This window comes from Cupriavidus sp. GW822-FHT02D05 (assembly GCF_058802485.1).
The window spans coordinates 275,211-300,812 of the sequence record NZ_JBXAOE010000001.1 but is presented as its reverse complement, the minus strand read 5'-3'; the positions used below and the strand labels follow the sequence as shown (position 1 = coordinate 300,812).

Genomic DNA, 25,602 nt, shown 5'->3' with positions numbered 1-25,602 from the left:
GCGGGCCATCGGCCACCGCCTCGGTACAAGCATATGCAGCGGCCGCATTAGTCGCTGGGCGTGCAAGCTTGTGCCAACAAATTCGTTCTATTGCAGTGAACCTGTTCTTAGCATGGTGCATATCGTCCACATCCCACCACATCGGGCATACCGCCGCCTAACGAGGAGTGTCATGCATCAAGAGCCAGAGCAACCGTTGGCCGACCACCGTCCCGCGTCCGCGGACAACCCGCGCAGCACCGCCACCCTGAACCGCCGCGGCTGGCTACAGGCAGCCGGCACGCTGGCCGTGGCCAGCGGCATCGCACCCTTTGTCTGGACGTCCCGGGCCAGCGCCGCGGGGCAGCTCAAGCCGATCAAACTGGCCTGGAACGCCAGCGGCGTGTGCCTGGCGCCGGTCGCCGCGGCGGTGAAGGAAGGCATCTTCCGCAACCATGGGCTGGAGGTGGAGCTGATCAACTTCGGCGGCTCCACCGACCAGTTGCTGGAAGCCATTGCGACCAAGAAGGCGGATGCGGGCGTGGGCATGGCGCTGCGCTGGCTCAAGCCGCTGGAACAGGGTTTTGACGTGAAGCTGACCGCCGCCACCCACGGCGGCTGCATGCGGCTGCTCACCCTGCGCAATTCCGGCGTGACCGACCTGAAGAGCCTCAAGGGCAAGACGGTGGCGGTCAGCGACATGGCCAGCCCGGCCAAGAATTTCTTCTCCATCCTGCTGGCCAAGCGCGGCATCGACCCGGTGCGCGACGTGCAGTGGCGCCAATACCCGGCGGACCTGCTCGGCATCGCGCTGGAAAAGGGCGAGGCCCAGGCCGCCGCCGATGGCGATCCGCGCACCTACCTGCTGCGCAAGGAACGCAGCCTGGTCGAGGTGGCCACCAACCTGTCGGATGAATACGCCAACCGCTCCTGCTGCGTGCTGGGGATTCGCGGCAGCCTGCTGCGCGAGGACAAGCCGGCCGCCGCCGCGCTCACGCACGCCGTGCTGCAGGCGCAGGACTGGACGGTAGCCCACCCGGAAGAAACCGCCCGGCATTTTGCCGAGTTCGCCAAGGTGCCGCAGGCCGATGTGGTGGCCATGCTCAAGAGCCACACCCACGGCCACCATCCGGTCGGCGCGGACCTGAAGAAGGAACTGGCGCAATACACGGACGAGCTCAAGCTGGTGTCGGTCATCCGGCCGGGCACCGACTCCAACAAATTCGCGGAGCGCATCTATGCCAACGTTCTCGGCTGAAGGGCAACACGGTGCGCATGGCTTGCAGGATGCGCACGATGATTTCCTGGCCGTGCCCGCGCCCGCCGTGCCGCGCGTCTGGCTGGGTGGCGCGCTGGCCGCGGCGGCCTGGCTGAGCGTGGCGGCCATCGTCAAGTTCTGGCCAGAGCCGGAGGATTGGCCGCTGACCCATGAGACCGCCTCGCTGTTCGCGGGCATTGCCGTGGTGCTGCTGGTGCTGGCCTTCGTGCAGCACCGGCTGGGCGGCATTGGCGCCTCGTTGCGCCGCGCAGGGCCATGGCTGCTGGTGCTGGCGGTGCTGACCTTCATCTGGGAAGTGGTGACCGCCAAGCTCGGGCTGCTGCCGCGCCCCTTCTTCGCGCCGCCGCAGGCGCTTGTCGAAGTCTTTGTCGAAGACTATGCACGGCTGGCGGAGGCGGTGGCGCATTCGTTGCGCCTGCTGGCCACCGGCTACCTGCTGGGTGCGCTGGCGGGCTTCCTGACTGGCGTGTCCATCGGCTGGTCGACCCGCGCGGGCTACTGGGTCCATCCGGTGCTGCGCCTGCTGGGCCCGCTGCCGGCCACGGCCTGGCTGCCGATCGTGTTCTTCGCCTTTCCCAGCAGCGCCAGCGCCGCGACCTTCCTGGTGGCGCTGGCCACTTGGTTCCCGGTCACGGTGCTGACCTGGTCAGGCGTGGCGGCGGTCGACCCGGCGTACTACGACGTGGCGCGCACGCTCGGCGCCAAGGAGCGCTTCCTGGTGCTCAAGGTGGCGGTGCCCGCGGCGCTGCCCAGCGTGTTCGTTGGCTTGTTCATGGGCCTTGGCGCGTCGTTCTCCGTGCTGGTGGTGGCCGAGATGCTGGGCGTCAAGTCCGGGCTGGGCTGGTATCTGCAATGGGCCCAGGGCTGGGCCGCCTACGCCAGCATGTACGGCGCGCTGCTGGTCATGGCGATCATCTTCTCGGGGCTTATCACGCTGCTGTTCCGCTCACGGGATCGCCTGCTGGCATGGCAAAAAGGAGTGGTCAAATGGTAAGCGCCGTGCTCGACAAACCCGCCCAGGCCCAACCTGCGCAAGCCGCCACCGGCAGGGACAGCGCCAGCAACGGCGTGCGCCTGACGATCGACCAGGTGAGCCACCATTTCACGCTGCGCGACCAGGTATTGCCGGTGCTCAGCCGCGTCAGCCTGACGGCCGAGCCGGGCGAATTCGTGGCCCTGCTCGGCCCCAGCGGCTGCGGCAAGTCCACCCTGCTGCGGCTCGTTGCCGGGCTGGAGCCGCCGCGGCGCGGCACGCTGGCAGTGGATGGCGTGCCGATCGGCGGGCCGGACCCGAGCCGGGTGGTGGTGTTCCAGGACCCGACGCTGTACCCGTGGCGCACCGTCTGGGACAACGCCGCACTGGGCCTGGAGGCGCGCGGCTTGCTCGGCAGCCAGCGCGAGCGCGTGGACGATGCGCTGGCGCGCGTCGGCCTGACCGAGTTCGCGCGGGCCTATCCGCGCCAGCTGTCCGGCGGCATGGCGCAACGCGCCGCGCTGGCGCGCGCGCTGGTCAACGAGCCACGCTTGCTGATCCTCGACGAACCGCTGGGCAAGCTCGATTCCCTCACGCGCCTGAGCATGCAGGGCGAACTGGTTTCGCTATGGCAGCGCTCGCGCTTTACCGCGCTGCTGGTCACCCACGACGTGGAAGAAGCACTGCTGCTGGCAACCCGCGTGATCGTGTTCAGCGAACGCCCCGCCCGCATCACGGCGGAAATCAAGATCGATCGCGACTACCCGCGCCACCGCGACGATCCCGAGCTGATCCGGCTGCGCCGCGAGATCCTGGGCCTGCTGGGGCTGGGCCAGGGATGGTAAGCCATGCCCGATGAACTCTGGCATCTGAACGGCACCGGGTGGCTGGGCCCGCATGCGGTGCAAGGGCGCAACCCAGCGCGCGCCCTGCCCCGCATCCCGCCGGCAGCGCTGCGTGCTGCGCGCCGCGCGGCAGGCACCATAGCACTGGCCGCCGGTGCCATGGCCATGCCACTTTGGCTGTTCACGGGTGCACCCTGGCAAGCACAACCGGCCGAGCCCGGCCCACTGCTCCTGCAGGCCCGGACGCGCGGCGAGCTGGTGGTGGGCGTGCACGCTTATCCGCGCCCCACGCCACCGGGCCGGCCCCTGATCGCGGAGCCCGACCCGGGCGAGGCCGCACTGGCCGCCGAGCTCGGCCGCGCGCTGGGCGTACCGGTGCGGCTGCGCCATCTGCCCGTTGCGAGCTTCGGCAACGGTGCCAATACGGATATCGACCTCGCCTTCGGCGCGCCGCAGGACGCCGCACGTCCGCGCGCGGCTGCCGTGCCGGCACCGGCCACGCCGCGCGGCACCTTGCTGACGCTGCGCTACACGCCGGTCAGCCGGCTCGACGCCCTCAATGGCAAGACGGCCTGCGTGAGCGCGGGCAGCCCCTTCCAACCCGCGCTGGCGCGCGCCGGCGCCGTGCTGCGCAGCTATCCCTCCGCGCTGCAGGCACTGCTGGCGTTCCGCCGCGGCGAGTGCGCGGCGGTGGCGGAAGACGCCACGCTGGTCGCCCGGGTGATGCGCTTGCCCGAGTGGCGTTTCTTTACCGCGGCGCCGCTGGTGCTCGACGGCGAGGGCGCGGCGTTGGCGCTGCGCCAGCCGGACGCGCAATCCGCCCGCTACCTGGCGCAATGGCTGGCGCGCTGGCAGCGCGACGGGCGCCTTGCACGGCTGCGCGACGCGGCCGCCGGCGACGCCGCTTTCAACATGATGCTGGTGGAGAGCGGGCTGATTTGCCACTAAGCCCCCGCCAAGCAACACCAAAGACAAAACAGCACAAGCACACGACAGGAGCAACCATGAGCTTGCAGTCCACCGGCACCACCAGCCGGCAGCGGATTTCCCAGTGGCATCGCGAGAACGGCTTTGCCTCAGCCGAGCCGGCCACGCCACTGCCCGACGCGGCCCGCACGCTTGCCTCCGACGAAGCACTGCGTGCCTTGTCCGAACGCTTTGCCGCGCGTGCCGCCGCCCATGACCGCGATGGCAGCTTCGCCTTCGAGAACATCGCCGAGCTCCACCAGCTCGGCCTGCTCGCGCTGACCGTGCCGCGCGCGCTTGGCGGTGCCGGGGCGGGACTCGCCGACGTCCGCCGCATCGTCCATCACGTTGCCGCCGGAGATCCGTCTACCGCGCTGGTGCTGGTGATGCAGATCCTTGGCCACCGCAACCTGGCGCAGGACACGCAATGGCCGGCGCCCGTGCGGGAGCAGGTGCAGCGCAGCGCGGTGGAGCAAGGCGCGCTGATCAACTCGCTGCGCGTGGAGCCCGAGCTGGGGTCTCCCGCGCGCGGCGGCCTGCCGGCCACGGTGGCGTGCCGGCACGGCGATGGCTGGCGCTTGTCCGGCCACAAGATCTACTCCACCGGCATCCCGGCCCTGAGCTGGCTGGCCGTATGGGGACGCACCGATGAGCCGGTCCCGCGCACCGGCGTGTTCCTGGTGCCGCGCGATGCGCCCGGCATCACCGTGGTGCCCACCTGGGACCACCTCGGCATGCGCGCCACCGGCAGCCACGACGTGGTCTTCGACAACACGCCGCTGCCCGCCGCCTACGCGGTCGACCTGCGCCTGCCCGCCGCCTGGGGCGAGCGCTACGACCCGGCCTGGGCCGTGTGGACGTCGACCCTGCTCGGCACGCTTTATGACGCCGTGGCGCGCAGCGCCCGCGACTGGTTCGTGGCATGGCTCAACCTGCGCGCCCCTGGCAGCCTGGGCGCGCCGCTGGCCACCTTGCCGCGCTTCCAGGAAGCGGTGGGCCGCATCGACGCCTGGCTGCTGGCCAACCGCATCCTGCTGGAGCGCTTCAGCGCGGATGCCGATGCCGGCGCACCGGCCAGCGCCAGCGACAGCAACCTGCTCAAGCTCAACGTGACCGACAACGCCATCGCCGCCGTCGAGCTCGCGCTCAGGCACGCCGGCAACCCCGCCCTGTCGCGCGGCAACCCGCTTGAGCGCCACTACCGTAACGTGCTCTGCAGCCGCATCCACACGCCGCAGAACGACGCGATCCTGGCCGGCGCCGGCGCGCAGGCCCTGCACGCGGCGGCCGACATCGCAACCCACGCCGCGGCAGCCACACCGCCCGGCACCCAAGCCTGAGGCCATCATGACCCGACCCGATTCCCAGCCGCGCCGCATCGCCATCGTCGGCGGCGGCATGGCCGGCACCCTGAGCGCCATCCGCCTGCTGCGCGACAGCAGCGCCCCGCTTGCCATCCACCTGTTCGAGCCGCGCGCCGAGCCGGGGCGCGGCCTGGCCTACAGCACGCAGGACCCGGCCCACTACCTGAACGGGCCCGCGCTGAACTTCAGTCTTTATCCCGAAGCGCTGGAGGACTTCTCGCAATGGCTGGTGCGCCACGGGCATGCCAGCGCAGCCGAGGCCGACAATGCCTTCGCCCCGCGCAGCGTCTATGGCGACTACCTGCGAGACACCCTGGCGCGCGCCCTGGCCGGGGCCGCCGGACGCGTCACGCTGGAGCATGTACGCACGGAAATCACCGACGTGACCATCGGCGTGCCGCACCGCGTGCGCGGCGCCGACGGCCGCGCATGGGACGCCGACCACATCGTTCTGGCCACCGGCGTGCAGCAGGCACGGCCAGCGCTGGCACAAGACGACACACTGGAAACCGACGGCCGCTACATCCCGGATCCCTGGCAACCCGATGCACTGGCCCGGCTCGCAAGCGCGCGCGATATCGCCTTGATCGGCACCAGCCTGACCATGCTCGACGTGGTTGCCACGCTGGAGCGGCTCGGTTTCACCGGCACCTACCACGCGTTCTCGCGGCGCGCGCTGGTGCCCTGGCTGCGCCACAACGCCGGCCCCTGCGACGACTTCCTCGCCGCTGCCGGACCCGAAGCGCTCGCCGCGCCCACCGCCCGCAGCGTGGTCCGCTGGGTGCGCCACCAGCGCGACAAGCTGGCCACCCAGGGCCTCGACTGGCAGAGCGTGCCGCCCGCGCTGCGCACCTACATCGCCCCGCTGTGGGCAGCCGCCAGCGTGCCGGAGCGCCAACGCTTCCTGCGCCACGTGCGCCCCTTCTGGGACAACCTGCTGCATCGCGCGGCACCGCCCACGCACGCGGTCTTCGAGGCAGTGCGTGCGCAGGGCCGCCTGCATGTGCACGCCGCCCGCGTCACCGCGCTCGAAGCCGTGGCCGGCAAGAATGAAGTGAATAACGCCAACGGCTGGCAACGCGGCCCCGCAGGCAAGGCGGAGAAACACGTCCGGGTGGCTCTGCACCTCTCCCGCGAACTGCAAGCCCCGGCCACGGTGGACGCCGCCATCAACTGCACCGGCGCGGAATACGGCTGGCACGCCGGCAACACCCGGCCGCTGGTGCGCAGCCTGCTGGCGCGCGGCCTGGTCCGGCCAGCGGCAGCCGGCTCCGGCCTGGACGGCGACGCGCACGGCCGCGTATTCGATCGCGGCGGCCGCCTCGTGCCGGGCCTCAGCGCACTGGGCGCGCCGCTGCGCGGGGCGCTGTGGGAATCCGGCACCATCATCGACGTGCGCAACCAGGCGGCAGCGCTGGCGGCGCGGCTGGTGGAGGAACTCGGACTAACGGCCGAGATCGAGGCGCAGGCAGCCTAGCAGGCTGGTGGGCTGGCATCCGGCCAAAGGGCAGGCGCACCCTGAAAGCGGCAACGCTTGCCAAGCGCACCCGCCGTTGGCATATAATCTCGCCCGGGCGCCGGCAGGGCGCCCGCTCCCGCAAAAGCCAGCGCACCTGCCTGCCCGTACCGTACGGCGCCGAGCGATCCAGCCCGGCACCGCCAGTTCGTTGCAAGAACCACACCGTTGACCTTTTTTGCCGCCGCGGGAAACGGCATTGCAAAGGACATGACATGTGGCTCACAACGCTCAACACACCAGCTCGCGCCCCCAATAGCGACTTCCTGCGCCGCCATGCACGCAGGCTGCTGCGCCAGCTCCACGCCGAACAAGCCATGCAGGCGCTACCGGTAATCCGGCGCATCCACCGCGCGCAGGTACGCATGCAAAGCGTCGCGGAACTCTACCGGCTGCGCCACACCCTGCAGCTCAAGCATTGCCTGCAACTGCTGGCGGCCGAACTGGGCTACGCCAGCTGGTCCGCATGCAAACGCGACATCGACGGCCGGCCCGCCAGGGTACTGGACCGCTACCGCCTTGACCTTGGACAGTTCGGCGACTACCAGCAACTCTGGTTCGCCGACCGGCAAGGCGCCCAGGCATGGCAAGTCTCCAACGGCGGTTACGTGGTGGCGTATGGCGAGCAAGCGGCGGTACTGCTGACGGGCAACGCCATGCCGGCGATGCGCGACTGACCGGGGGGCCGTATGGGGCGCCTCGGGGCACCTCCGGGCACCTCGGCGCCTACTTCGCCGCCGGGCGCCTTGCCAGCTGACGGTAGCGCGTCAGCGCCCATAGCGGGAAGTAGGCGGTGTAGCCGTGGTACTTCAGGTAGTAGATGCGGGGGAAGCCCGGCGCATTGTGCGACGGATGCTGCCAAAGGCCGCTGCCAGCCTGGCAGTCCAGCAGGTAAGCAATGCCCCTGCGCACTGCGGGCGTATCCACCTCGCCCACGGCGAAGAGGGCCAGCAACGCCCAGGCGGTGCTGTTGGGCGTGCTCTCGCCCCCATTGGTGCCGGCCAGCGAGCCATCGAAGTAGCTATCGTTGGTCTCGCCCCATCCACCGTCGGCATGCTGGCAGCGTAGCAGCCAGTCGACTGCCTTGCGGATATAGGGCTGGCGCACGTCCTCGCCCACCAGCGCCAGGCCCGCCAGCACGCTCCAGGTGCCATAGATATAGTTGCTGCCCCAGCGTCCCCACCAGGCGCCGTCGGCGCGTTGCGTGCGGCGCAGATAGGCCACGCAGCGCTCGACGGCGTCGGCGTGCGCTTCGCGGTTTCCGCTCAGGCCGATGCATAGCAGCACACGCCCGGAAACGTCCTCGGTGGGCGGATCCAGCAGGGCGCCGTGGTCGGCGAAGGGGATGCGGTTCAGGTAATCGCGATCGCAATTGGCATCGAAGGCGCCAAAGCCGCCATTGCGCGATTGCAGGCCTACCATCCATTTCACGGCGCTCGCGACCGCGTCCTGGTAGCGCTCGGGCTGGCCGATCCGGCGCGCGTGCACGGCCAGCATGGCGGCTACCACGGCGCTGTCGTCGATGTCCGGGTAATGGGCATTGGCGTACTGGAACGCCCAGCCGCCGGGCTGCACGGAGGCCGGCACGTGCTTGCCCCAATCGCCGCGCAGGTCTCGCACCTGCCGCGCTTCCAGCCAGTCGTAGGCGCGCTGCACCGCCTGCTGCGTGCACGCGTCGGTGCTGGCGTGCTGCAAGGCCATAATGCTCCAGGCGGTATCCCACACCGGTGACAGACAGGGCTGGCAATAGGCCGAGCCGTCGGCGCGGCGCACCACGAGCTTGCGGATCGCGGCCAGGCAGGTAACGCGTGCCGGATCGGTCTTTGGCACGCCAAGCAGCGTCATCATCTCGTACCAGTACACCATCGGCGGAAAGATCCCGCCCAGGCCATCCTCGCCGTTCATGCGCTCCACGCACCAGGCTTGCGCCCGGGCGATGGCCCGCCGGCGCACCGCGGCGGGAATCCACGGCTCGATCGTGCGTGCCAACTTGTCGGCCACCAGAAAGGCCTTGCGCATCAGGCCCTCGCGGGAGAAATAGTGCCGCTCGTGCTCGGGCGGCGTGACGAACAGCTCGCTGACCCCGACACGGTGCGGATTGATGGCCTTGGCCCGCAACGAACACAGCACCGTCAGCGGCACCAGCGTGGAGCGCGCCCAGTAGGCCATCTTGTCCAGATGCACCGGCGCCCAGCGCGGGAACAGGATGAGCTCGACCGGTACGAAGGGCGTGGCGCGCCAAGGCACCTGACCGAATGTGGCCAGGAGGATGCGGGTGAAAACATTGGCCTTGGCGGCCCCGCCCTGCGCCAGGATGGCGCGGCGAGCCTGGGCCATGTGCGGGGCATCCGGGTCGTCGCCGGCCGCCTTCAGCGCGAAATAGGCCTTGACGCTGCATGACACGTCGAGCGCGCCGCCGTGGTACTGGTCCCAGCCACCATGACGGTCTTGCCTCTGGATGCTTCGCAGGTAGACCGCCATCGCCGCCTGCAAATCGGCGTCGATTTCGTCCACGAAGTGCATCATCAGAATGTACTCCGCAGTAATGGTGGCATCTGACTCGAGCTCGAAGCACCAGTGGCCATCGCGATGCTGGTGGCTCAGCAGGGCGTCTCGGGCCGCGTCGATGGCCCGGTGCAAATTCGCGTCGGCGCCCGGCGTGGCCGGCGTGGGCGCGCCGGCGTCCTGCCAGGGGCCAAATTGAGCGCTTGGCTGGGTATTCAGTTGGGTATTCAGTGAGGTACTCAATTGAGCGTTCGATCGTGCGTTCATTGCGGCTGGCACCGCGTCATCTGGTCCAGCTGGCGCAGGACCTCGACCCTCAGCCCGGGTTCCATCGACTGGCTGCCCAGCAGGTCGGCGAGCCACAGCCCGTCAGCCGCCAGGCGGCAAATCATCAGCCTCGCCGCCTCCGCCGCGGGCAGCGGATCGGGGCGCGCGATTTCGGCAATGCGTGGTGCCCAGCGATCGCGTGTATCGGCATCGGTCAGCATCAGCGCCAGCAGCAGATGCAGATAGCTGGCGGCGTCCTCTTTCCGCTCTTCCTGCAACGTCGCCTGCATATAGGCCCGCGCCGCGCGGCCCTCGGCCTGCGTGTCGCTGGCGATCGCAGCGGCCACATCGGTGTTGAAGGTCTCAACCGCATCGTCGAAGAGCGCGTCCAGCAGCGCCTGCTTGTTGCGGAAATGATGCTGCAAGCCACCCTTGCTGACGCCGGCACGCGCCGCCACCGCATCCAGCGTCACGGCGCGCAGGCCGGATTCGAGGGCGAGCTGCGCCGCAGCGTGCAATAGCTGCGGGCGCAGCACGTCGGGCTGCTTCTTTCGGCGGTGTGCTTGTGTCATGGGCCCGGATCATACCATCCAGACGGATTGTTTTGAATCCGGTTGCACGGCGCGCCAAGAACCCGTTTCAGGATGAAGTCTCCTCGCGCCGGAGCAGCCCCGCCGGCGCCGCTTCGCCGCCGTTCCGGATTGCCAGGGCAAGCGCCAGGGCGAACGCGCAACCAGCGCCCGCCCTGCCTCTCACACTCACTGCCTCCGCGTATCCCCAACGACCGGATCCATGCCGCTGCGCTCGATCTCGCCCCGCGCCGCGGGCGAAGCCAGATAGCGAATCAACGCGCGCCCGGCCTCAGGATGCTCCGCCCCCACCGGTACGCCGGCGGCAAATGTCGTGATTTTCTGCAAAGGCTCGGGAATCTTGCCAACAAAGCTGGCACCCTTGACCGGCAGCAGCTCGCTGACCTGCTGCAGCCCGATCTGGTATTCGCCCTGCGCCACCACGCTGCCAACCGGCGTCTTCTCGATCTTGTGGGCTCGGCCCTTGACCTGCGCCTCGATGCCTAGCTTCCTGAACATCTCCGTCTCGACATACACGCCGCTGGCGCTGTCCGAGTAGGCGATGGACCTGGCATCCAGCAGGGTCTTGCGGAATGCGTCGACGGTGCTGATATCCGGCTTGGGTGCGCCCTCGCGCACCGACAGGCCGATGCGCGAATCGGCCAGGTCGACCCGGCTGTCCGGCAGCACCTTGCCTTGCTTGATCAGGTCATCCAGCGCATAGGCCACCATGATCACCACGTCGGCATGCTCGCCGCGCGCGAGCCGGTTGGGAATGGCCTCGGGCGACTTGCCCATCGAGGGGCCCCATGCGGTGGACAGCGTATTGCCGGTGGCCTTCTCGAAGCCCGGGCCGAGCGCCTTGTAGGCCGCGGTAAAGCCGCCCGAATTCATGACCTTGACCTCGTCGGCCAGCGCATTGCCGGCGGCCAGCGCCATGCTGGCCACGCCGGCCAGCATGAGCGCCAGCCATGGCTGCTTGTGTTGCCGAGGGAGATGGGAAGGGGAAACAGGCTTGCGGGCTGCCTTGACGGGGGACGGCACGGCAATGGTCAGCATGGTCGGCGTGGTCATATGCGCTCTCTGTGGGCATTGAAATGGAAATCGGCCTGCCCGCTTCAGTCTCCGCGGCGCAGGCCGACCATTCTATGCAAGCACCGCGCACGGCGATAATGCAATGTTTCTTGGATTTGATCGGTTTTACGCATCAATACCGGCGCTGCCGCCCCCGCCTTGCGCCGATGTGGCCGCGCTCCGGCCACGCCGTGCCACCGCCTGCCCGACCATGTCGTACAGCGCTTGCGCATGCGCCGGCAACGTACGCCCACGGCGGCGCAGGATGCCCAGCGTGCGGGACACGGCAGGATCGCGCAGGGGGACCGCGACCAGCGTGGCGCGCTCGCCACCGGGCAGCGCCAGGCGCGGCACGGCCGCTACCCCCAGCCCGGCCTCCACCAGCGCGAGCACGCTGCTGACATGGCGCACTTCGTAGAAGGCGGCCGGCCGCAGCGGCAGCTCGGCCAGGGCAAGATCCAGCATCAGCCGGTTGCCGCTCGACTTGGCTAACGCTACCAGCGTGTGGGCGCCAAGTTCAGCCCATTTCACCGAGCGGCGCCGGGCCAGCGGATGGTCGTGTCGGCAAGCCAGCACGAAAGGATCGCGCAGCAAGGGCTCGAACAGCAGGTCGGCCTCCTGCGTGCCGATGAAGTTCAGGCCAAAGTCCGCCTCGCCGCTGGCCACGCTGTGCAAGACGACGTTGGCGCCTTCGTCCACCATCTTGACGCGGACGTTGGGGAATTGCGCATGAAAACGCGCGATCACCGCCGGCAGGAAGTAATGCGCCGCCGACGGCACGCAGGCAACCGTCACCTCGCCTGAGCGCGTCGCGGCCGCGTCGCCGATGCCCATCAGGGAAGATTCCACTTCCGCCAGCAGCGCGCGCGCCTTGCCGACAAACTCCCGGCCCACCACGGTCAGGGTGACGCGGCGCGTGGTGCGCTCGAACAGCCTGACATTGAGCGCCTGCTCCAGTTTGTCGATACGACGCGACAGGGCCGGCTGCGACAGGCTGAGAGCCTCGGCGGCAGCGCGGAAGCCGCCTTGCTCCACCACGGCCACCATCGCCTGCAGGTCGCCGAGGTCAAATCTGATCGGTTGCATTGTGTTCCAGGCTAGGGCAGTGATGAAGGGATCAGGCAGGCATTGATGCGCCCCGCCGATCAAAGCGTTCCGCCCCGCATTCTAGCCGTCCGGCCCCGGCGCGTCCTCTCGCACCGGCCTCCCGCAGGCGGTTGTCCGACACCCCACGTGCGTAGGTGAATGGGGACAACGCCATTGAGGTATTCTCGCGAGCTTCGCCGCCAGGCCCGGCGAGACTACCCGCCTCACCAAGCCTCATCACGCCCACCCACTGCACCGGAGGAAATTTGCAGATGTCCGACCCGTTCGCCCTGCTAGCCGTTACGACGCTCCTTAGCGTCATGATGCTGGCGATCGTCTGGTCGCTGCGGCGCTGCGGCCAGCCGGGCGTGACGCTGTGGTGGCAAGCCAACCTGACGGCCATGGTCGCGCTGCTGCTGATTACACTGCGCGACAGGATCCCGGATGCGCTATCGATCGTGGTGGCCAACGGCGCGCTGGCTTGGGGGCTGGCATTGTTTCATGCGGGCATCGCCCGCTTCTGCGGGCGGCAGCCACCCTGGCGCGCGATGATCGCCGGCACCCTCGCCGTGGTGGCCGGCGTCGTGACGTGGCGCTATGTATTCAATGATTTCAATACCCGCGTGGTCATCGTCTCGGCATTCCACGCCACATTCTGCGCCTGCGCAGGGTACGTGCTGGTGCGCTACCGCCCGCGCGCTCGCCCGGCCAGCCATTACCTGACCACCGCCGGGTTCGCCTTCTTCCTGTCCGCGGCGCATGCATTGCGGGGCGTGCTGTCCGCGCTCTCGGTCATGGACCACCCTGCCACGACGAGCACGCCCGGATTGAATGCCGCCTTCCTGGTGCTCGGCGCGCTGGCCATGCCGGGCCTCACCATGGGCGCCGTGCTGATGATCCACGACGCCATGGTGCGCCAGCTCGAGGCCGTGGCCAACACGGATTTCCTGACCGGCGTGATGTCGCGCAAGGCGTTCGAGAACGAGGCCGCGCGCGAGCTGGCGCGCGCCGGGCGCGGCGGCCCTCCGCCCGTGCTGCTGATCATCGACATCGACCACTTCAAGGCGGTCAACGACACCTTCGGCCATGCCGCGGGCGACGCCGTGCTGGTGGAGTTCGCGCGCCTGGCCGCCGCCAGCCTGCGCGCGCCTGACAGCATCGGCCGCATGGGCGGCGAGGAATTCGTCGTGCTGCTGCCCGCCAGTTCGCTGGAAGCGGCCCGCCCTGCCGCCGAGCGCATCCGCCTGCTGGCCGAAGGTAGCCGAGTCAGTGGCCCGTTCGGCACCGTGCACTACACGGTCAGCGGCGGCTATGCCCGGTGGCACCCCGGCGAGAGCCTGGCGCAGCTCACCGCGCGCGCCGATACGGCGCTCTACATGGCCAAGCTATCGGGACGCAACCGCATGCTGGCGCATGTGCCTGCCCCGGCAGCAGCCAGCGCGCCCTCCGAACTGGTCACTAGGCACTGACGCTCTAAGCCTGCAACGGCGTGCCCCGGTACGCCCCGGGCCGCAGCCCCGTCCAGCGCCGGAACGCGCGATGGAACGCACCCGGCTCGGCAAAGCCAAGCTCGGCCGCGATTTCCGCCAGCGGACGGCTGGAATGGCTCAGCGCTTCGATGGCCAGGTCGCGCCGCATCTCATCCTTCAGTTGCTGGTAGGTCCCGCCCTCCTCCATCAGCCGGCGCCGTAGCGACGATGACGACATGTGCACGTCGTGCGCCAGGCGGTCGAAGGTGGGCCACTGCTCCGGCGGCTGCGAGCGCAACTGGCGCCGCACGCGCGCCATGATGCTGGTGCGGTCGGTGTATTTCACCACCACGTTGTGCGGTGCGTCGCGCAGGAAGGCCTTGAGGCTGCGCTCGTCCTGGTGCACCGGCTGGTCCAGCCAGGCCGCGTCGAACACCAGCGCCGTGGCCGGCTGGCCGAACGCCAGGTGGCGCGAGTACATCAGGCGGTATTCGGCGCTATAGGCCGGCTCCGGATAGCTGAACGCCGCCAGCAGCACGGGCACCCGCCGGCGCAGCAGCCAGCTCATCAGCCCGTGCAGCATGATCAGCATGGTCTCCTGCGCGAACACGCTCGGCGGCTGGCTTGAGGTGGCCGTGAGCACCAGCGCAGCCCGTGCGCGCTTGCCGGCGCCCGGCTCACCGCCCACGCCTTCGCGCTCCAGCCGCACGCCGATATCGTCCAGCAGCAAGCCGAAGTAACGCACCACCCTCTCCAGCCCCTGCGCCAGCGTCTTGCTGCCCACGATGGCGTGGCACAGCATGGCAAAGCTGCCGCACTTCATGCGGCGCGAGTCCTGGCCAAAGAATTCATCGTCCAGCGCGGCGGCCACCTCCATCCACAGCGCGCTATAGCTTGCCGCTGACACACGCGCCTGCGGCACCGCCAGCAGCGCGGGCACGATGCCCGCCGCCTGCAGCACCGGCTCCGGCGCGATGCCGCGCGCGCGCAAGCCCGTGATGGCGTGATGCACGAAGCAAATGGCGACACTGTGTTTTTCCATGGAAAGGCAAGGATCTGGAACGGATGGCTTGCTGGCCCAGGCTTGCCAGCAGTGGCAAACGAGTTCAGCAAGGTTGGCGGATTCTGGCATAGGAGCGCCTCGCCTGTCTTCCTACACTTGCTGCCAACACTCCCGCCCAGTGCGGGCCACCAGACCGCCAGCCTCACCCGGATCGCGTGCCCCCACGCCAATCCCGGCCCAACCCGAGCCGCCATGCACCACGAATTCAGCGAACAGCAAGCCATGATCCGCGACACCGCTCGCGCCTTCGCCAGCGAGCGCCTGGCGCCCTGCGCCGCCGAGTGGGACCGTGCCGGCCAGTTGCCGCCGGAGGTGGTGGCGGAGATGGGCGCGCTCGGGCTGCTCGGCATGATCGTGCCGGAGGAATGGGGCGGCACGTATACCGACTACATCGCCTACGCGCTGGCCATCGAGGAAATCGCCGCAGGCTGCGCCGCCTGCGCCACCCTGATGAGTGTGCACAACTCGGTGGGCTGCGGCCCGATCCTGCACTACGGCACGCAGGCGCAAAAAGAGCGCTACCTGCCGCGCCTGGCCAGCGGCGAAATCATCGGCGCGTTCTGCCTGACCGAGCCGCAGGCCGGCTCGGAAGCGCACAACCTGCGCACCCGGGCGCGCGCCACGGACAATGGCTGGGTGCTGTCCGGCAGCAAGCAATTCGTCACCAACGGCCAGCGCGCAGGCGTGGCCATCGTGTTTGCCGCCACCGAGCCGGCACAAGGCAAGCGCGGCCTGTCGGCCTTCGTGGTGCCCACCGATACGCCCGGCTTCTCGGTGCACACGCCCGAGCGCAAGATGGGCATCCGCGCCTCCGACACCTGCGCCATCACGCTGGACGACTGCCACGTGCCGCACGACGCGCTGCTCGGCGAACCCGGCGAGGGACTGCGCATTGCCCTGTCAAACCTGGAGGGCGGGCGCATCGGCATTGCCGCGCAGGCACTCGGCATCGCCCGCTCGGCCTTTGAGGCCGCCTGCCGCTACGCTGCCGAGCGCGTGCAGTTTGGCCGCCCGCTGCGCGAGCATGCGCCCATTGCCAACATGCTGGCCGACATGGCCACCGAGCTCAACGCCGCACGCCTGCTGGTGCACCGCGCCGCGCACATGCGCACGGCCGGCCAGCCCTGCCTGTCGGAAGCCTCGCAGGCCAAGCTCTATGCCTCCGAGCTGGCCGAGCGCGTGTGCTCCAAGGCGCTGCAGATCCATGGCGGCTACGGCTACCTGGAAGACTACCCGGTCGAGCGCCATTACCGCGACGCCCGCATTACGCAGATCTACGAAGGCACCAGCGAGATCCAGCGCATGCTGATCGCCCGCACCCTTTGAGCTGCTTGCCCGACGACTTGCCTGACCACTTGCCCGAACACCTTCCTGTCTTGCACCACCCACACTTAGAACCGACGGAGACCACCCCATGAGTGCCCAGAACCCCAACGCCGCCGTGCCCACCGTCAAGCTGTTGATCAACGGCGAGTGGGTGGAGTCCGCTGCCACCGAATTCCGCCCCGTGGTCAATCCGGCCACCCAGCAGGTGCTGGCGCAGGTGCCGCTGGCCACCGCGGCCGAGATCAATGCCGCCGTGGGCGCCGCGCACCGCGCCTTTGCCACGTGGCGCCACACGCCGCTGGGCGCGCGCCTGCGCATCATGCTCAAGTACCAGGCGCTGATCCGCGAGCACAGCAAGCGCATCGCCGCCATCCTCACCGCCGAGCAAGGCAAGACCCTGGCCGACGCCGAAGGCGACATCTTCCGGGGGCTTGAGGTCGTGGAACACGCGTGCTCGATCGGCACCCTGCAGCAAGGCGGCTTTGCCGAGAACGTGGCCGCCACTGTCGACACATACACCCTGCAGCAGCCGATTGGCGTGTGCGCCGGCATCACGCCGTTCAACTTCCCGGCCATGATCCCGCTGTGGATGTTCCCCATGGCGATCGTGTGCGGCAACACCTTCGTGCTCAAGCCATCGGAGCAAGACCCGCTATCCACCATGGAACTGGTCAAGCTGGCCATCGAGGCCGGCGTACCCGCCGGCGTGCTCAACGTGGTCCATGGCGCGCGCGAGGTGGTGGACGCGCTGTGCACGCACCCGGACATCAAGGCGGTTTCCTTCGTCGGCTCCACCGCCGTGGGCACCCATGTCTACAACCTCGCCGGCGCGCACGGCAAGCGCGTGCAATCGATGATGGGCGCCAAGAACCACGCCGTGGTGCTGCCCGACGCGCACCGCGAGCACACGCTCAACGCGCTGGCCGGCGCAGCCTTCGGCGCGGCCGGCCAGCGCTGCATGGCGACGTCGGTAGCCGTGCTGGTGGGCGCCGCGCGCGAATGGCTGCCCGAACTGGTGGAAAAGGCCGCCACGCTCAAGGTCGGCGCCGGCAACGAGCCTGGCACCGACGTATGCCCGGTAGTATCCATCGCCGCCAAGCAGCGCGTGCTCGGCCTGATCGAAGCCGGCGAACGCGAAGGCGCCACGCTGGCGCTCGATGGCCGCAACGTGCAGGTAGCCGGCTACCCCGAAGGCAATTTCATCGGCCCGACCGTGTTTGCCGATGTCACCACCGAGATGTCCATCTACACGCAGGAGATCTTCGGCCCGGTGCTGGTAGTGATCGGCGTCGACACGCTGGACGAAGCCATCGCCCTGGTCAACCGCAACCCCTTCGGCAACGGCACCGGCGTATTCACGCAAAGCGGCGCGGCCGCCCGCAAGTTCCAGAGCGAGATCGACGTCGGCCAGGTCGGCATCAACATCCCCATCCCGGTACCCGTGCCCTACTTCAGCTTCACCGGCTCACGCGGCTCCAAGCTCGGCGACCTCGGCCCCTATGGCAAGCAAGTGGTGCAGTTCTACACGCAGACGAAGACCGTCACGGCAAGGTGGTTTGACGACGCAACGGTAAATGACGGGGTGAATACGACGATCAGCCTGCGCTGATTGGCAAGCATCGGCTTCGGCCAGCGCCCGCCCTCTCCCCCGGCCCCTCTCCCACAAGTGGGAGAGGGGAGCCAACCAGCAGGAGAGTCAGAGCACCGATTTGGTGTAGCCATGCGCGATGCGAAGCGAGCCGTCAAGGTTTACCTAGGCCGTATGGCGCGCCTTCTTTGCCTACTTTCTTGGCAAGACAAGAAAGTAGGTCTGCCGCCCCGCAGGGGTGGTGAAACTGCAGTTGAAGTTCAGCAGTTTCAGTTAAGCAGTTCCAGTCGCCACAACCACCAAACACCGACCACCAAACACCAAGAGTAAGGACCCAACATGCACATAGCCTTCATCGGCCTAGGCAACATGGGCGCCCCCATGGCCCGCAACCTGCTCAAGGCAGGCCACACCCTGACCGTCTTCGACCTCAACCCCACCGCCCTGTCAGCCCTGCAAGCCGACGGCGCAGCCGTAGCCCCCTCCGCCCGCAAGGCCACCGCCGAAGCCGACTTCGTCATCACCATGCTGCCGGCCGCCGCTCACGTCCGCGCCACCTACCTCGGCCCGGAAGGCGTCCTTGCCGGCGTACGGCCCGGCGTACCGCTAGTGGACTCCAGCACCATCGACCCGGCCACCATCCGCGCACTGGCCGTCGAGGCCAAGCAGCAAGGCAACCCGATCGCCGACGCCCCCGTCTCCGGCGGCACCGGCGGCGCGCAGGCCGGTACGCTGACGTTCATGGTCGGCGCCGAACCAACCCTGTTCGAACAACTGAAACCTGTGCTGTCCGGCATGGGCCGCAACATCGTCCATTGCGGCGACACCGGCACCGGACAGGTCGCCAAGATCTGCAACAACCTGATCCTCGGCATTTCCATGATCGGCGTGTCGGAAGCCATGGCGCTCGGCGTCAAGCTGGGCATCGACGCCGGCGTGCTGGCCGGGATCGTCAACACCTCCACCGGCCGCTGCTGGGCCGCCGACACCTGCAACCCCTACCCGGGCGTGATCGAGACCGCGCCGGCCTCGCGCGGCTACAGCGGCGGCTTTGGCGCGGACCTGATGCTCAAGGACCTGGGCCTGGCCACGGATGCCGCTCGCAGCGTGCGGCAACCGCTGTTCCTCGGGGCACTGGCCCAGCAGATCTACCAGGCGGTGAGCCAGGCCGGCGACGGACAGCTCGACTTCTCGGGCGTGATCCGCCAGTACCTGGCCCAAGAGGAGCGGCAAGCATGATCGAGCACGTCATCGACGGACATATCGCCCGCCTCACCCTCAAGCGCCCGCCCGCCAATGCGTTCAACGCCGAGGGGCTGGCACAGTTGCAGCAACTGGTGGCCACGCTGAATGCGGACACGCGCGTGCGCGCCATCGTGATCACCGGCGACGGCAGCCGCTTCTTCAGCGCCGGCGCCGACCTCAATGGCTTTGCCGACGGCGATCGCGCCCATGCGCGGCTGATGGCGCAACGCTTCGGTGCCGCCTTTGAGGCGCTGCAAAACGCACGCCCCCTGGTGATCGCGGCGATCAACGGCTATGCCATGGGCGGCGGGCTGGAATGCGCGCTGGCCTGCGACGTGCGCATTGCCGAGGAACAGGCCCAGATGGCGCTGCCGGAAGCCGGCGTCGGCCTGCTGCCGTGTGGCTGCGGCACGCAAACCCTGCCCTGGCTGGTGGGCGAGGGCTGGGCCAAGCGCATGATCCTGGCCAACGAGCGCATCGATGCCACCACCGCGCTGCGCATCGGGCTGGTGGAAGAGATGGTGCCCACGGGCCAGGCGCTGGACGCGGCGCTGCGGCTGGCCGAGCGCGCCAGCAACGTGAGCCCGCGCGCGGCTGCCTACAGCAAGCAGCTGGTGCACCTGGCGCGCCAGGGCGTGCCGCGCGGCCCGGCGCTGGCGCTGGAGCGCGAGCGCTTTGTCGACCTGTTCGACGACGAGGACCAGCGCGAAGGCGTCAACGCCTTCCTGCAAAAACGTGCGCCGCAATGGCGCAATGCCTAGGAGCCGCGCCATGCGCCTGAACCCGAACGATGCCGCCCAGGAACGCCCCGCAGCCGCGCCGAGCGCCGAAGACGAGGTGTGCTTCGTCGAGATCAACGGCATCGGCCTGATCACGCTCAACCGGCCGCGCCAGCTGAACGCCTTGTCCTACCCGATGATCGGCCTGCTCGATGCGCAGCTTGCCGCCTGGGCCGCGCGCGACGACATCGCTGCGGTGGTGCTGCGCGGCGCGGGCCCCAAGGCGTTCTGCGCCGGCGGCGACATCCGCGCGCTGTACGACAGCTTCCACGCGGGTACGGCGCTGCATCGCCAGTTCTTCGTGCACGAGTACCAGCTCGACTATCGCCTGCACTGCTACCCCAAGCCGGTCGTGGCGCTGATGGACGGCATTGTCATGGGCGGCGGCATGGGCCTGGCGCAGGCCGCGCACCTGCGCGTGGTCACCGAGCGCTCGCGCGTGGCCATGCCGGAGACCGGCATCGGCCTGGTGCCCGATGTGGGCGCGAGCCATTTCTTGTCGAAGCTGCCGCCGGCGCTGGCGCTCTATGTCGGGCTGACGGGCGTGACGCTTGGCGCTGCCGATACGCTGCTGTGCAAGCTGGCCGACATCGCCGTGCCTGCCGCAAGCCTGGAGCACTTCGAGCAGACGCTGGCAGCCATCAACCGGACAGGCGACGTGCTGGCGGACCTGCGCGCCGCGCTGCAGGCAACGCCTGCCGCCAGCGCGCCCGCGGCGCCGCTGCAGTCAGTGCTGCCTGCCGTGCTGCGGCATTTCCGGGCAGACGCCAGCGTGGCCGGCCTGCTCGAGAGCCTGGCCGCCGAATCCGACCCGGCCTATGCCGACTGGGCCGCGCGCACACTTGAGATCCTGCGCGGGCGATCGCCGCTGATGATGGCGGTCACGCAGGAATTGCTGCTGCGCGGCCGCGACCTGGATCTTGCCGATTGTTTCCGCATGGAGCTCGGCGTGGTGTCGCACGCGTTCACGCAGGGCGATTTCATCGAAGGGGTGCGCGCGCTGATCGTCGACAAGGACAATGCGCCGCGCTGGCGCGTGAAGGATGCGAGCGAAGTCAGCAAGGCCATGGTGCAGTCGTTCTTCGACAGCACATGGCCGCGTGAGCCCCACCCGCTGGCCATGCTTGGCCGATCAGGGCACGCCTGATGGTTGCACGCCGGCATGGCGCCGGCGTGTGGTCACGTGCATGCGGATACGGAAAAACTAGGCACTCAGTCCTTGGGCTTCGGCGCGTGGCCGTGCGGCTGGTGCTCGTCCACCGGCACCTTCACCAGCCCATCCGCGCGGAACATCGCCTTGATGCCGCGCACCGCCTGCCGGATACGCGCCTCGTTCTCGATCAGCGCGAAGCGCACGTACTCGTCACCGTAATCGCCAAAGCCGATGCCGGGTGAGACGCAGACTTTGGCCTTGGCCAGCAGTTGCTTGGAGAACTCCAGCGAGCCCAGCGCGCGATACGGTTCGGGGATGCGCGCCCAGATATACATCGATGCCTTGGGAATCTCCACCGGCCAGCCGGATTCGATCAGCCCGCGCGCCAGCACGTCGCGGCGTGTCTGGTAGTGCGCGGCGATCTCCTTGACGCATTGCTGGTCGCCTTCCAGCGCGGCGATGGCGGCCACCTGCAGCGGGGTGAACGTGCCGTAGTCGTGATAGCTCTTCATGCGCGTGAGCGCGGCCACCAGATCCGGGTTGCCTACCATGAAGCCGATGCGCCAGCCCGCCATGTTGTAGCTCTTGGACAGCGTGAAGAACTCCACGGCAATGTCTTTCGCCCCTTCCACCTGCATGATCGACGGCGCCTTCCAGCCGTCGAACACGATGTCGGCATAGGCCAGGTCGTGCACCACGAAGATATCGTGCTTGCGCGCCAGCGCGATCACGCGCTCGAAGAAGTCCAGCTCCACGCATTGCGCGGTGGGATTCGACGGAAAGCCCAGCACGATCATCTTCGGCTTGGGATAGCTGCCGCGAATGGCGCGTTCCATCTCGGCGAAGAAGTCCACGCCCGGCACCAGGGGCACGGAACGGATATCGGCTCCGGCAATCACCGCGCCATAGATATGGATGGGGTAGCTCGGGTCGGGCACCAGTACAGTGTCGCCCCGATCGAGCGTGGCCAGCATCAGGTGGGCCAGCCCTTCCTTGGAGCCGATGGTGACAATGGCCTCGGTGTCCGGATCGATCTCGACGTCGTAGCGCTCGCGATACCAGTGCGAGATGGCGCGGCGCAGTCGCGGGATGCCCTTGGAGGCGGAGTAACCGTGGGTATCGGGGCGTTGTGCGGCTTCGGTCAGCTTGGCAACGATATGCGGCGGCGTGGCGCCGTCCGGGTTGCCCATGCTCATGTCGATGATGTCTTCGCCACGGCGGCGCGCCGCCATTTTCAACTCGGCGGTGATATTGAAGACGTACGGGGGAAGACGATCGATACGCGCGAAGCGGCGCTTGCCTGCGGAGGCTGACATGGATTTTCCTTGAACGTAAGCGCCCGGAACCGTCCGAGCGACGCTGCCAGCCGTTGGTGCGGCTGACCGGAAAGATCTTAGCGGCGAATACCGGCCGCGTCTACGGCTTTTGCAAGCTGGGCGGCGGCACCGCTACGCACCGGGCACGCCGGCCGTGCGGATCAGGGCATCGATCTCGCTTTCGTTCCACACGCGCACGCCGGCCTCGGCCAGCAACGCCGCGGCCACGCCCTGGCCCGGGCGCAGCACGCCGCCAAACGAGCCATCGTAGTGCTCGTGATTGCCGCATGAGGGGCTCAAGGCCTTGAGCAGCGCGTGCCCGCATTGACGCTGCCGGGCGATGGCCAGCGCGTCGCGGGCGCCTGCCACGAACGGCGCGGTCACGTCGGCACCGGTGGCATCGCGCACGATGGCCGCGCCGGCCAGCACCTGCGCGCCGCTGCCGCCGACGATCTCCGCTGGCGGGCGCGGCGTCGGCAAGCCCCCCATGGACTCCGGGCAGACCGGAATCAGTTCGAAATGCCGCGCCAACATGGCCAGCGTGGCGTCGGGCTGGGCCTTGGCCTGGCCGTCATAGCGCACGGGCTGGCCTAGCAGGCAGGCGCTGACGAGAAGGGGCGGCCGGGTGAGAGATGTTTGCGGCATGGCGATGCGCGAGAGAAGGTGTCGGACAGTGTTGAACAGTATTGAACAGTGTTGAAGCGCGGGATGGTCGATGCATCCGGCGCCGGACTTACTGCAACGCGTCCTCGCCGACCTTGCGGACCACCGCATCGTCGGGCCCAAGCAACCGGCCATCCTCGGCACGCACCTCGAGCGGCCGCACGGGCTTGCCAGCCTTGCTGTCCACCAGCACGGAATGCGGCTCGCCAGGGGCATAGAAGAACGCTTCGCCCCACTGCCGCAAGCCCACCACCACGGGGAACAGCGCGCGCCCTTTCGGCGTCAGCACGTATTCCTGGTAGGCGCTGCCGTCGGAGGCCGGCACCTGTTCCAGGATGCCGTGCGCCAGCAACGTGCGCAGCCGGCCGGCAAGGATGTTCTTCGCAAGGCCAAGGCTGCGCTGGAACTCGCCAAAGCGCCGCAAGCCATCGAAGGCATCGCGCACGATCAGCAGCGACCACCAGTCGCCGATCACATCGAGCGAGCGGGCCACGGGACATGCGGCGCCTTCCAGGCTGGTTCGCCGGACCATAGTGCAACTCCGTTTCACTCGCCAGATGCGGCGCGCCGCGGAATGCGGCGCCAAAATGGCGAGGCGGTTGCATTGTAAAACCAGTTGATCCGGCCTTCAAGGCTTGCACTGCCCCCAGCATGCGCCGCTCAGTCGTCGATGTGCTCGTGCACGGCGGCGGCACCGGCCTTCCAGTAGCTGGCCGCGCGGATGCGGCCCTTCTCGATGCCGCGCTCGCCCACCAGGTACTGACGCACGGCGCGAATCGACGCGGCCTCGCCAGCCGCCCAGACATAGCCTTCGCCGCGCGGCAACGTGACCTCGCGCAAGGCTTGTTCCAGCAGCCCGGCGGCGCTATCTGCCGGTGCGCTGTCGCGGTGCTGCCAGTGGATCTCCACGTCGGCGCGGCTGGGCAGCGGGATTTCGGCGGCGGCGTTGTCCACCGCCAGCACCACCAGCGCGCGCACGCCGGACGGCAGTTCCTCGAGGCGGCGGCCGATGGCAGGCAGCGCGGTTTCGTCGCCTACCAGCAAGTGCCAGTCGAAGCCCTCGGGAATCACGAACGACCCACGCGGGCCGCCCACGCCCAGATACTGGCCGGGCGCAGCCTGCGCGGCCCAGGTGGAGGCGGGGCCATCGCCATGCAGCACGAACTCGATATCGAGCTCGCCGGCGGCGGCATCGTAACGGCGCGGCGTGTAGTCGCGCGCGGCGGGCTTCGGCTGGCCTTCGGGAAACACAGGGCCATTGGGGCCAAGCTCCGGCAGCGCGGGCTTGCTTTGCCCCGGCGCGGGAAGGAACACCTTGATGTGGTCGTCGAAAGACGCGGAGACAAAGCCCTTCAGGTCTTCGCCAGCCAGCGTCACGCGCAGCAGTTGCGGCGACACCGCCTGGGTACGCACCACTTGCAGCAAGCGCATCTTGAGTTCATGGCGAACGCGTTGCACGGTGAGATCGCGAGTAGTCATGGATTTCCTGGTTGGCGGGAATGAGGGGAATGAGGAATACGGAATGTGGAGTGTCGGGATGCGGGTCAGCACTAGGCACCCTGGCCGCCCTGGCCGGCGTTGATCTCGGCGGTTGCCCGCGCCAGGATGGCGGCGATGCGGCGCTGCTCGTCCGGCGTGGCATCGGTGCGCAGCAGCAGCGCCCGCTTGAGCGCCACGCGCGCCTCGACGAACTCGGGCAGCCAGCCGCCCGCGGCTTCACGCTCGTCGGCGGCTACGCCCGCCGCACCCGGCTCGGCGGCTTCGCCCGACAGCGCGCGCCGCACCCACTCCATCTTGCGCGCCACGTGCTTGAGCTTGTTGAGCATCAGGGCCAGCCGCTCACGGTTGGCGTCGAGATGGGCCAGGCCCGGCCCCGCCAGCTGATAGCGCTTTTTGTTGCCCTCGGTGTCCACCGTAGCGTAGCCAAGTTCTTCGAGGAAGGTCAGGGCCGGATAGACCATGCCCGGGCTGGGCTTGTAGAAGCCGTTGGTGCGGGCCTCCAGCGCCTTGATCAGCTCATAGCCATGGCTGGGCTTTTCTTCCAGCAAGGACAGCAGCATGAGTTGAAGATCATCCGAGCTGAACTTGCGGCCACGCCGCCAGCTATCGCCGTCGCCGTCGAAGCCATCGCCGCCGCCACCAAAGAAGCCGCCGGGGCCACCGCCGTGGTGGTGGCGGCCAATGGCTTGGCGGCCATGGCGCTCGCCGTGGTGCGAGGAATGGGACGAAAAGTGGGACGAAAAGTGGGAAGACAGATGGGCAAGCATGTGATGGCTAAGCCTGCCCAGAATGGGGTGGTGACGCATCGTCGCAGCTCCTACGTATCGAAAAACATATCTTACGATATATATCGTACGTAAGGATGTCAAGGCGAGATTTGCAGGCGAGACCGGGGGAATCGCAGACGGCCGGCCGCGTCATACCGACAAATCCAGATCCTGCCTTCCGACTCGATGCGTCGGCGACCGCTGGGTTGTCGGACGCGATCACATCGGCAGGCAGGCAAAAGAATCGCCGCATCACGTTCCACGGGCAGGTGTCAGTGATGCTGGCTTCACTGCTCTCCTCCAGGCTCGT

General features: G+C 68.5%; 23 protein-coding genes. 13 read left to right on the top strand and 10 right to left on the bottom strand.

Features of this window, described 5'->3' with window-relative positions:
- Nucleotides 1–172 precede the first annotated feature (172 nt).
- The 7 genes from AC1RQK_RS01380 (at nt 173) to AC1RQK_RS01350 (ending at nt 7,599) form a co-directional block, all read left to right on the top strand.
- A complete protein-coding gene (locus AC1RQK_RS01380; RefSeq protein WP_492370878.1) occupies nt 173–1,237 on the top strand; it encodes an ABC transporter substrate-binding protein in 1,065 nt (354 codons plus the stop codon).
- Nucleotides 1,218–2,252, top strand: coding sequence for an ABC transporter permease (locus AC1RQK_RS01375; protein ID WP_416052455.1), 1,035 nt, complete (start codon nt 1,218–1,220; stop codon nt 2,250–2,252). Before AC1RQK_RS01380 ends, AC1RQK_RS01375 begins: the two co-directional genes overlap by 20 nt.
- On the top strand, nt 2,246–3,076 hold the full coding sequence (locus AC1RQK_RS01370; RefSeq protein ID WP_416052454.1) for an ABC transporter ATP-binding protein: 831 nt from the start codon (nt 2,246–2,248) through the stop codon (nt 3,074–3,076). Before AC1RQK_RS01375 ends, AC1RQK_RS01370 begins: the two co-directional genes overlap by 7 nt.
- Before the next feature lie 3 nt (nt 3,077–3,079).
- Nucleotides 3,080–4,024 (top strand): substrate-binding periplasmic protein, encoded by a 945-nt coding sequence (locus AC1RQK_RS01365; protein WP_492807265.1) that lies wholly within the window; start codon nt 3,080–3,082, stop codon nt 4,022–4,024.
- A 56-nt stretch (nt 4,025–4,080) separates the two neighbouring features.
- The gene (locus AC1RQK_RS01360; RefSeq protein ID WP_492807264.1) at nt 4,081–5,382 is read left to right on the top strand and encodes an acyl-CoA dehydrogenase family protein; all 1,302 of its coding nucleotides are present in this window, start codon (nt 4,081–4,083) and stop codon (nt 5,380–5,382) included.
- A 7-nt stretch (nt 5,383–5,389) separates the two neighbouring features.
- Nucleotides 5,390–6,883, top strand: coding sequence for an FAD/NAD(P)-binding protein (locus tag AC1RQK_RS01355; protein WP_492807263.1), 1,494 nt, complete (start codon nt 5,390–5,392; stop codon nt 6,881–6,883).
- A 254-nt stretch (nt 6,884–7,137) separates the two neighbouring features.
- Nucleotides 7,138–7,599: a hypothetical protein gene (locus AC1RQK_RS01350; RefSeq protein WP_492807261.1), complete on the top strand. Its 462-nt coding sequence runs from the start codon at nt 7,138–7,140 to the stop codon at nt 7,597–7,599.
- 49 nt (nt 7,600–7,648) lie between these two features.
- On the opposite strand, the gene shc is transcribed toward AC1RQK_RS01350, so the two are convergent.
- The 4 genes from shc to AC1RQK_RS01330 form a co-directional block, all read right to left on the bottom strand.
- Nucleotides 7,649–9,694: a squalene--hopene cyclase gene (gene shc / locus AC1RQK_RS01345; RefSeq protein WP_492807259.1), complete on the bottom strand. Its 2,046-nt coding sequence runs from the start codon at nt 9,692–9,694 to the stop codon at nt 7,649–7,651.
- A complete protein-coding gene (locus tag AC1RQK_RS01340) occupies nt 9,691–10,266 on the bottom strand; it encodes a TetR/AcrR family transcriptional regulator (protein WP_492807257.1) in 576 nt (191 codons plus the stop codon). The genes shc and AC1RQK_RS01340 overlap by 4 nt, the downstream gene beginning before the upstream one ends.
- A gap of 186 nt (nt 10,267–10,452) precedes the next feature.
- A complete protein-coding gene (locus tag AC1RQK_RS01335; protein ID WP_492370961.1) occupies nt 10,453–11,223 on the bottom strand; it encodes a substrate-binding domain-containing protein in 771 nt (256 codons plus the stop codon).
- A gap of 240 nt (nt 11,224–11,463) precedes the next feature.
- A complete protein-coding gene (locus AC1RQK_RS01330; protein ID WP_492370885.1) occupies nt 11,464–12,423 on the bottom strand; it encodes a LysR family transcriptional regulator in 960 nt (319 codons plus the stop codon).
- Between the two features lie 272 nt (nt 12,424–12,695).
- On the opposite strand from AC1RQK_RS01330, the gene AC1RQK_RS01325 reads away from it, so the two are divergent.
- Nucleotides 12,696–13,892 carry a GGDEF domain-containing protein gene (locus tag AC1RQK_RS01325; RefSeq protein WP_492370886.1) on the top strand — a complete coding sequence of 399 codons (1,197 nt, stop codon included), beginning with the start codon at nt 12,696–12,698 and terminating at the stop codon, nt 13,890–13,892.
- Between the two features lie 4 nt (nt 13,893–13,896).
- Here AC1RQK_RS01325 and AC1RQK_RS01320 read toward each other — a convergent pair whose 3' ends face one another.
- Nucleotides 13,897–14,934, bottom strand: coding sequence for an AraC family transcriptional regulator (locus AC1RQK_RS01320; RefSeq protein ID WP_492370887.1), 1,038 nt, complete (start codon nt 14,932–14,934; stop codon nt 13,897–13,899).
- A gap of 213 nt (nt 14,935–15,147) precedes the next feature.
- Here AC1RQK_RS01320 and AC1RQK_RS01315 point away from each other — a divergent pair, with 213 nt between their 5' ends.
- From AC1RQK_RS01315 to AC1RQK_RS01295, 5 genes are all read left to right on the top strand, one after another.
- Nucleotides 15,148–16,281, top strand: coding sequence for an acyl-CoA dehydrogenase family protein (locus tag AC1RQK_RS01315; RefSeq protein ID WP_150985556.1), 1,134 nt, complete (start codon nt 15,148–15,150; stop codon nt 16,279–16,281).
- 88 nt (nt 16,282–16,369) lie between these two features.
- Nucleotides 16,370–17,890 (top strand): CoA-acylating methylmalonate-semialdehyde dehydrogenase, encoded by a 1,521-nt coding sequence (locus tag AC1RQK_RS01310; protein ID WP_492807254.1) that lies wholly within the window; start codon nt 16,370–16,372, stop codon nt 17,888–17,890.
- A gap of 318 nt (nt 17,891–18,208) precedes the next feature.
- On the top strand, nt 18,209–19,108 hold the full coding sequence (gene mmsB / locus AC1RQK_RS01305; RefSeq protein WP_492807252.1) for a 3-hydroxyisobutyrate dehydrogenase: 900 nt from the start codon (nt 18,209–18,211) through the stop codon (nt 19,106–19,108).
- The gene (locus AC1RQK_RS01300; protein WP_492807250.1) at nt 19,105–19,875 is read left to right on the top strand and encodes an enoyl-CoA hydratase; all 771 of its coding nucleotides are present in this window, start codon (nt 19,105–19,107) and stop codon (nt 19,873–19,875) included. The genes mmsB and AC1RQK_RS01300 overlap by 4 nt, the downstream gene beginning before the upstream one ends.
- Nucleotides 19,876–19,885: 10 nt before the next feature.
- Nucleotides 19,886–21,040, top strand: a complete 1,155-nt coding sequence (locus AC1RQK_RS01295) for an enoyl-CoA hydratase/isomerase family protein (RefSeq protein WP_492807249.1) — start codon at nt 19,886–19,888, stop codon at nt 21,038–21,040.
- A gap of 65 nt (nt 21,041–21,105) precedes the next feature.
- Here the strand turns inward: AC1RQK_RS01295 and alaC are convergent, their stop codons facing one another.
- From alaC to AC1RQK_RS01270, 5 genes are all read right to left on the bottom strand, one after another.
- The gene (alaC, locus tag AC1RQK_RS01290; protein ID WP_150985560.1) at nt 21,106–22,362 is read right to left on the bottom strand and encodes an alanine transaminase; all 1,257 of its coding nucleotides are present in this window, start codon (nt 22,360–22,362) and stop codon (nt 21,106–21,108) included.
- Nucleotides 22,363–22,494: 132 nt separating this feature from the next.
- Nucleotides 22,495–23,007, bottom strand: coding sequence for a 2-thiouracil desulfurase family protein (locus tag AC1RQK_RS01285; protein WP_492807248.1), 513 nt, complete (start codon nt 23,005–23,007; stop codon nt 22,495–22,497).
- A gap of 88 nt (nt 23,008–23,095) precedes the next feature.
- The gene (locus tag AC1RQK_RS01280; protein WP_492371963.1) at nt 23,096–23,557 is read right to left on the bottom strand and encodes a winged helix-turn-helix transcriptional regulator; all 462 of its coding nucleotides are present in this window, start codon (nt 23,555–23,557) and stop codon (nt 23,096–23,098) included.
- 128 nt (nt 23,558–23,685) lie between these two features.
- The gene (locus AC1RQK_RS01275; protein ID WP_492807247.1) at nt 23,686–24,504 is read right to left on the bottom strand and encodes a siderophore-interacting protein; all 819 of its coding nucleotides are present in this window, start codon (nt 24,502–24,504) and stop codon (nt 23,686–23,688) included.
- A gap of 71 nt (nt 24,505–24,575) precedes the next feature.
- Nucleotides 24,576–25,331: a PadR family transcriptional regulator gene (locus AC1RQK_RS01270; RefSeq protein WP_492371965.1), complete on the bottom strand. Its 756-nt coding sequence runs from the start codon at nt 25,329–25,331 to the stop codon at nt 24,576–24,578.
- Nucleotides 25,332–25,602: the final 271 nt, after the last annotated feature.